Source organism: Sphingopyxis sp., from assembly GCF_036402335.1.
Classification (GTDB): domain Bacteria; phylum Pseudomonadota; class Alphaproteobacteria; order Sphingomonadales; family Sphingomonadaceae; genus Sphingopyxis.
This window is the reverse complement of record NZ_DASWTD010000486.1, coordinates 1-4106: the sequence shown is the minus strand read 5'-3', so window position 1 is coordinate 4106 and position 4106 is coordinate 1. Positions and strand designations below refer to the sequence as shown.

General features: G+C 67.2%; 7 protein-coding genes. 6 read left to right on the top strand and 1 reads right to left on the bottom strand.

What is annotated here, in order from left to right:
- From VGD20_RS15915 to VGD20_RS15895, 5 genes are all read left to right on the top strand, one after another.
- Positions 1–187 (top strand): TonB-dependent receptor (locus tag VGD20_RS15915; RefSeq protein WP_331135377.1); only part of this gene is annotated, 187 nt, incomplete at its 5' end.
- 85 nt (positions 188–272) lie between these two features.
- Entirely contained in the window at positions 273–719 is a 447-nt protein-coding gene (locus tag VGD20_RS15910) for a MarR family winged helix-turn-helix transcriptional regulator (protein WP_331135376.1), read from the top strand.
- Positions 712–993, top strand: coding sequence for an HPr-rel-A system PqqD family peptide chaperone (locus tag VGD20_RS15905; protein WP_331135375.1), 282 nt, complete (start codon positions 712–714; stop codon positions 991–993). The genes VGD20_RS15910 and VGD20_RS15905 overlap by 8 nt, the downstream gene beginning before the upstream one ends.
- On the top strand, positions 990–1856 hold the full coding sequence (locus tag VGD20_RS15900; protein ID WP_331135374.1) for an HprK-related kinase A: 867 nt from the start codon (positions 990–992) through the stop codon (positions 1854–1856). Before VGD20_RS15905 ends, VGD20_RS15900 begins: the two co-directional genes overlap by 4 nt.
- The gene (locus tag VGD20_RS15895) at positions 1853–2866 is read left to right on the top strand and encodes a nucleotidyltransferase family protein (RefSeq protein WP_331135373.1); all 1014 of its coding nucleotides are present in this window, start codon (positions 1853–1855) and stop codon (positions 2864–2866) included. The genes VGD20_RS15900 and VGD20_RS15895 overlap by 4 nt, the downstream gene beginning before the upstream one ends.
- On the opposite strand, the gene gph is transcribed toward VGD20_RS15895, so the two are convergent.
- Positions 2863–3525 (bottom strand): phosphoglycolate phosphatase, encoded by a 663-nt coding sequence (gph, locus tag VGD20_RS15890; protein ID WP_331135372.1) that lies wholly within the window; start codon positions 3523–3525, stop codon positions 2863–2865. The two genes, VGD20_RS15895 and gph, sit on opposite strands and share 4 nt — an antisense overlap.
- A gap of 59 nt (positions 3526–3584) precedes the next feature.
- On the opposite strand from gph, the gene VGD20_RS15885 reads away from it, so the two are divergent.
- Positions 3585–4106: NTP transferase domain-containing protein (locus VGD20_RS15885; protein WP_331135371.1), on the top strand; the 522-nt coding region annotated here is incomplete at its 3' end.

Sequence of the window (4106 nt, the reverse complement as noted above, 5' to 3'; positions counted from 1 at the left end):
GCTCGAACTCGGCGACGCGCTGACGCTCGATGCCGGGCTGTCGTGGCGGCTGGCCGAGGGAATCAGCGTCGAGGCGCGGGGCGAAAATCTGTTCGACGAACTGGTGCCCGCCGCAATCTCGTCGTCGGGGATCGTCGAGCGCGCGACCCCGCGGACGCTCTGGATCGGCGCGCGCGCTTCTTTCTGATTTTCGCGTCGTTCCGCCCTTCACAGGTTCGAAACAGGCGATAGGATGGCACCTGCCGGGTTACGAGTTTGGGGATTGGTAAGGCATGGCCGCAAAGAAGCTGAATCTCGATAATTTCCTGCCGTACCGCCTGTCCATCGCATCGAACGCCCTGTCGAGCCGGATCGCCGCCGAATATCAGAACCGCTTCGGGCTGAAGATTCCCGAATGGCGGCTGATGGCGGTGCTTGGCGAAGGGCAGCCCAAGACGCAGCGCGAGCTGGTCGAGGCGACGCGCATGGACAAGGTCACGGTCAACCGCGCGGCAAAGGCGCTCGCCGATCGCCAGCTGATCGAGCGCGAGGCGCACGAGGTCGACGGGCGTTCGCACCATCTCGAGCTCACCGAAACCGGGCGTTCGCTGTATGACGCGATCGTTCCTGCGGCGCTGGCCAGTGAAGCGCAGCTCGAATCGAACATCAGCGCGACCGAACGTGCGACGCTGCTGGCGATCCTCGCGAAACTGACCGCCGCCGCCGAAGATTATGGCTGATCGCGCCTACCGCGCCGCGCCGCCGGGCGCGCTGCGCGTCGAACCGTTGGGTGAGCTGACCGCGATTTTCGACCGGCGGTCGATGCAGACGCATCTTGTGGTAGCGCCGATGCCTGAAATTCTCGATGCGATGGGTGCCGAGGCATGTAACGCGGCGGATATCGCCGCCCGGCTTGCGGCGGCGTTCGATTTCGACAGTGCGGAAGACGTGCAGCCGATCCTTGCCGAGCGGCTCGCCGAACTGGCGGCGATGGGACTGGTCGAGCGCGCGTGAAGCATAGTGCGCGCATCAGGGTCGGCCCGGTGCAGTTTCGCATCGGCAGCGACTGGGCCGAACCGATCGCGGCGCTGGGTCATCTCTATGCCGGCTACCCACAGGATGACGCGCGGCCTGCGGACGCGACCGTCCGCCTGTTCGCGGCGCGGCCGTGGCGACGCTGGCTACGGCCTTCGGTGCATATCGGTGGCGACTTTGTCATCCCCGACGCGCTGCCGTTGCCGCTGTCGATGGGGCTGCTCGCCGCCGAGATGGGGATGAACCTGCAGATCGCACTCGGCTGGCGGCGGCACATGCTGCTCCACGCGAGCGCGGTTGCGAAAGACGGCCGCGCATTGATCCTGTCGGGCGAGTCGGGATCGGGCAAATCGACGCTCGCGGCGCTGCTGGGCGAGGGCGGCTGGCGGCTGATGGGCGATGAGTTCACGCTGATCGACCCGGCGCCCGGCGATGCCCTGGCTTTCCCACGCGCGGTCAGCCTGAAGAATGAGGCGATCGCCGAGGTCGCGGCGCGCGTCGATGCGGCGCGGCTGGGGCCGCTCCTTGCGGGGACGCCGAAAGGCGATATCCGCCATTTGATCCCGCGCGCCGACGCGATCGCCGCGATGCACGAGCCCGTGCGTCCCGCGCTGCTGCTCTTCCCGCGTTTCGGCGGCGAGGCGGGCAGCGAACCGATGGGCGAGGGCGAGGCGTTCGTGCGGCTGACCGAGGCATCGACCAATTATGTCGCCCTCGGGGAAGCGGGCTTTGCCGCGCTGACGCGACTGGTGCGCGAGACGCCGGCTTTTGGCATCACCTATCCCGACAGCGCGGCGGGCATGGCCCTGGTCGAGCACCTCTGGGCGGAGGCTGTGCGGTGAGCGCGGTTGTTGCCTTCGTCGACCTGCTCGCTGGGCGGCGCGATCCGGCGGCGCTCATTGCGCGCGACTGGGACGGGGTGATCGGCGTGGCACGGAGCGAGGCCATGCTCGCGACGCTCGCGCATCGGCTGGAACATGCTGCGCTTCCGTCCACGGTTGCCGGGCTGTTCGCCGATCAGCGAGGGGCCGCGAAGGTCACGCGGGCGCAGGCTTTGTGGGAAGCCGAAATGGCGTGCCGTGCGCTGACGCCTGCTGGAATCGAATTCGTGCTTTTGAAGGGCGCCGCCTATGCCGCTGCCGATATGGCGTGCGCTGCGGGACGGCAGATCGGCGATCTCGATATCCTCGTCCTCGCATCCGACATTCGGCGCGCCGAAAACGAGTTGCTCAACGCCGGATGGGAATGGGTGAAGTCAGACCCCTATGACGATCTCTATTACCGCGAGCACATGCACGAGCTGCCACCGCTGATTCACAAGGCGCGCGACCGGATGATCGACGTCCACCACACGATCCTGCCGCGGACGCACCGGATCACCCCCGATGCGCTCGCGCTGGTCAGCGACGCGGTGACGAGTAGTGGCGGTTATGCGGTACTGCAACCGACCGACATGGCGTGCCACTGCGCGGCGCACATGCTCGCCGACGGCGATTTGCAGGGCGGGCTGCGCAACCTGTGGGATTTCCACACGATGACGCGCGATTTCGCGGCGGCCGATGCCGGCTTCTGGGGCAAGCTCGACGGGCGCGCCGCGCTGCACGGGCTGCGCAGTGCGGTACACCGCGCGGCGCGGCTGTCGCGCGATCTTTATGGCGCGTGCTTGCCCGAAGGCTGGGACCGGCAAGATCCGGGCGACGGCTGGTTTCGCCGCCGGTTGTTCGCACGCGATGATTGGGGGCGGGTGACGCAGCCCCTGCTCGAACAGGCCTTCTACATCCGCTCGCACTGGCTGCGCATGCCGCCCGCGATGCTCGCGAAGCATCTCTGGACGAAATGGCGCAAGCGCTAGAGGTTCGCGAGCAGAGGAACCAGTTCGTCGAAATGGTCGATGACATGGTCGGCGCCCAGTTCCTGCGCGGGCCGGTCGAGGAAGCCGAAGCTGACCGCAACGCTCGGCACGCCGGCGTCTTTCGCCGCGGTCACGTCATAGATGCTGTCGCCGACGAAGGCCGCTCGCCCGCCCCCGCATCGCTCCATCATCGCATGAACGGGTTCGGGTGAGGGCTTGCGGGTCGCGAGCGTATCGCCGCCGATGATCGCCGCCATGCGGTCCGCAAGGCCGAATTCGGCGAGCAGCAGGCGCGCGAGATGCTCGGCCTTGTTGGTAACGACCGCGGTGCGGACGCCGAGCGCATCGAGCCGGTCGAGCGCCGCGATCACGCCGGGGAAGGGGCGGCTGCGGACCGCGATATGTGCCTCGTAAAAACGCAGCAGTTCGGGATAGAGCCGCTCGATCGAACCATCGGGTACACCGCCGCTCGCAAGCAATCCTTCCTCGAGCATATGCTTCGCGCCGCGGCCGATCATCGGTCGCACGGCGTCTTCGCCCAGCGGGGCGCGGTCCACGAGCGCCAGCGCATGATTGACCGCGGCGGCAAGGTCGCCGAGCGTATCGAGGAGCGTGCCGTCGAGGTCGAAACCGACGATCGCAAAAGGAAATCCGTTCATCGGCTGCGCATGGCGTGATGTGCTGGAAACCGCAATGATTTGCTGGCATGGCAGCGCGCATGAGCAACAAGATCGCCGCCATCGTCCTTGCCGCGGGCAAGGGAACCCGCATGAAATCCGACCTGCACAAGGTGCTGCACCCGATCGCGGGGCGTCCGATGCTGCTGCATTTGCTCGGCGGCCTGGCAGGCCTCAATCCCACGGCGACGGTTGTCGTTGTCGGCGACAAGCGCGAACAGGTCGAAGCGGCGCTCGCCGGGACCGGCGCGGTCGTCGCGGTTCAGGAGCCGCAGCTCGGAACCGCGCATGCTGCGCTGCAGGCGAAGGATGCGCTGGCCGGTTTTGATGGAATCGCCCTGGTTTGCTTTGGCGACTGCCCGATGCTGACCGCCGAAACTGTCTTGCGCCTGTGCGGAGCGCTCGATGGCGGTGCGGCGGTCGCGGTGCTTGGTTTTCGTCCGGCGGACGCGGCCGCTTACGGCCGGATCATTGCCGATGCCGACGGAACCGTCCGCAAGATGGTCGAGTATAAGGACGCGTCGATGGTCGAGCGTGCGGTGGACCTTTGCAACTCGGGCGTG

Bases quoted from the DNA above. Each gene is read 5' to 3' on its own strand.
- VGD20_RS15910 (WP_331135376.1), top strand. From the start codon at position 273: ATGGCCGCAAAGAAGCTGAATCTCGATAATTTCCTGCCGTACCGCCTG.
- VGD20_RS15905 (WP_331135375.1), top strand. From the start codon at position 712: ATGGCTGATCGCGCCTACCGCGCCGCGCCGCCGGGCGCGCTGCGCGTC.
- gph (WP_331135372.1), bottom strand. From the start codon at position 3,525: ATGAACGGATTTCCTTTTGCGATCGTCGGTTTCGACCTCGACGGCACG.